The organism is Micromonospora sp. NPDC005206, from assembly GCF_040608175.1.
GTDB lineage: Bacteria > Actinomycetota > Actinomycetes > Mycobacteriales > Micromonosporaceae > Micromonospora.
Genome location: NZ_JBEXHU010000072.1, coordinates 1 through 2,564, shown reverse-complemented (window position 1 = coordinate 2,564; position 2,564 = coordinate 1). Strand labels below are relative to the sequence as shown.

Annotated in this window: 3 protein-coding genes; 2 read left to right on the top strand and 1 reads right to left on the bottom strand. The window is 66.1% G+C overall.

Translation table 11 applies throughout. From position 1 onward, the window contains the following. Positions 1–142: 142 nt before the first annotated feature. Complete coding sequence (locus ABZU69_RS37005; protein WP_354968858.1) at positions 143–1,234, top strand: IS630 family transposase; 1,092 nt, start codon at positions 143–145, stop codon at positions 1,232–1,234. 81 nt (positions 1,235–1,315) lie between these two features. Further along, positions 1,316–1,855, top strand: a complete 540-nt coding sequence (locus ABZU69_RS37000) for a TetR/AcrR family transcriptional regulator (RefSeq protein WP_354968857.1) — start codon at positions 1,316–1,318, stop codon at positions 1,853–1,855. A gap of 195 nt (positions 1,856–2,050) precedes the next feature. Here the strand turns inward: ABZU69_RS37000 and ABZU69_RS36995 are convergent, their stop codons facing one another. Then, on the bottom strand, positions 2,051–2,548 hold the full coding sequence (locus ABZU69_RS36995; protein WP_354968859.1) for a CoA transferase: 498 nt from the start codon (positions 2,546–2,548) through the stop codon (positions 2,051–2,053). Positions 2,549–2,564: the final 16 nt, after the last annotated feature.

The window sequence follows — 2,564 nt, the reverse complement described above, 5'->3', positions numbered from 1 at the left end:
CCCGCATCCGCAGCGAACGCCAACGACGATGGGGCCAACCCGCCGCCCGCGCAGCCTGACCCCAACACCGTGAACGTTCGTGGTCAGAGCACTAGTGTCCTGCGCCGGAAATTCGCCTGATAAGTTGGTGTAGGGTGAGGTGATGGCACGAACCGGGCGCCCTACCGCGCCGCTGGTGTTGACCGACGAGGAACGCACGACGCTGACCCGCTGGTCGCGTCGGGCGAAGTCTTCGCAGGTTCTCGCGATGCGGTCCCGGATCATCCTGGCGTGCGCCGAGGGCGCCTCGAACACTGATGTGGCAACGGCCCTGGGTGTTCACCTGTCCACTGTAGGTAAATGGCGGCGTCGGTTCCTGGTCGAACGCCTCGACGGGTTGATCGATGAACAGCGTCCCGGCCGGCCTCCGTCAATCGCCTTGGACAAGGTCGAAGAGGTGGTCGTCGCCACCCTTGAGCAGACACCGCGTAACGCCACGCACTGGTCCCGGACCTCAATGGCCGCGAAGTCTGGGCTGTCGAAGTCGACGATCGGCCGGATCTGGCGCGACTTCGGCCTCAAGCCGCACCGGGCCGACACGTTCAAGCTGTCCACCGACCCGCAGTTCATCGAAAAAGTCGTCGACGTCGTCGGGCTCTATCACCACCCGCCCGAACGGGCCGTAGTGCTCTGCGTTGACGAGAAATCCCAGATCCAGGCACTTAACCGCTCGCAACCGGTCCTGCCGATGATGCCGGGCATGCCCGAACGGCGAACCCACGACTACCACCGCAACGGCATCACCAGCCTGTTCGCCGCGTTCGACATCGCCGACGGCACCGTCATCAGCGAACTGCACCGCCAGCACCGCGCGATCGAGTTCAGAAAATTCCTGATCACCATCGACAAGACCGTCCCGGCCGACCTCGACGTGCACCTCGTCTGCGACAACTACGGCACCCACAAAACCCCCGCCGTCAGGGCCTGGCTCGCGAAACACCCACGCTTCCACATGCACTTCACCCCGACCGGCTCGTCCTGGATCAACCAGGTCGAACGCTGGTTCGGCTTCCTCACCGACCAGAAGATCCGCCGCGGCACCCACAAGAGCGTCCAAGCACTCGAAGCCGACATCCGCTCCTGGATCGCCACCTGGAACAACGATCCGCGACCGTTCATCTGGACCAAGACCGCAGAAGAGATCCTCGAATCACTCGCCCGATTTTGTAGGCGAATTTCCGGCGCAGGACACTAGCGGCGGATGTCAACGAGCGCCCATGGGCCGGCCGCCGCACCACCCAGCGCGCCGGATGAGGGCGCTGATAGCGATCCCGGCTTGTCCGAGGCGCTGGTGAACCGCCGCGGCGAGGTGGTCGACGCGGCCGAGCGGATCCTGGAACGTGAAGGCCCAGACGCGGTGACCATGCGGCGCCTCGCCGACGAACTGCGGATCCAGGCACCCTCGCTGTACAAGCACATCGCCGGCAAGACCGAGATCGAAGCTGCACTGCAACAGCGCGCGCTGGAACGGCTCGGTGCCGTGCTGGCCGGGGCCAGCGCCGACCTGGCCACGCTCGTCGCCGCCTACCCACGATGGGCCCTTGAGCACCCTCGCCTCTACGAGCTCAGTGCCCGCCATTCCCTGAATCGTCCACGTCTCGCGTCCGGCGTCGAGGCCGCGGCGGCCGCGCCCCTGTTGAAGGTCACCGGCGGCAACGTCGCAGCCGCGCGCGCCATCTGGGGCCTCACGCACGGCCTTGTCGATCTCGAGCTGGCCGACCGATTCCCACCCAACGCCGACCTCGACGCGGCCTGGGCCCACGCGACCAGCGCGTTCGCCATCTACTGCACACCACAGCCCGACGGCGACCCGTGACACACGCACCTTTCTCACCATGCCGAACGGAGGTCGGCCTCATGACGGACGCAGACTCTCACGCCGACGAACTGCCGTCCGCCCACATCGCGGCAATAGCGGATGGTGTGACGCCGTTACTTTAGGTTCACTGTTCATGGTCGTCGCCGGAGCTACGGCGTAGCTCGAGCCCGCTCGCAGGGTGGCCGCGGGAGTTCAGCTCCAATCGGGCGGCGCTTGAGCGTAGGCGGGTGGTAGGTGAGGCCAGCTCAGCGGGCGGCCGTCGAGTTGACCTGGTGGGCTGATCGCGCTCCACCCGTTTCCGAGTGCTGTTCGGTAGGTGTCGGCTTGGTGCTTCGGGTCATCGCCCGCGCTCTGCCTGGTTGGCGTGATGCTTTGGTCGAGCAGCCATCGTGCCGTCCTTTCGAGGGATACAGAGACGTGGGTGGCGTCGCCGGTGCGGGCGCGTCGACCCAATGCGGCCAGTGCACCAGCAGCGATGAGGTAGCCGGTGGCGTGGTCGAGCAACTGACAGGGCAGCGCGCCGGGTTGGACCCCGTCCGTGCTTGTAGCCCAGCCGATGCCGGTGGCGATCTGCACCAGGCTGTCGAACCCGCGCCGTGTGCCCCAAGCTCCGTCTGTCCCGCACCGGGTTTGATGGAGACATCGAAACCTGGGAGGAACACCAGCGATGCCCGCACCGAAGAAGTACAACGATGAGCTGCGTGAG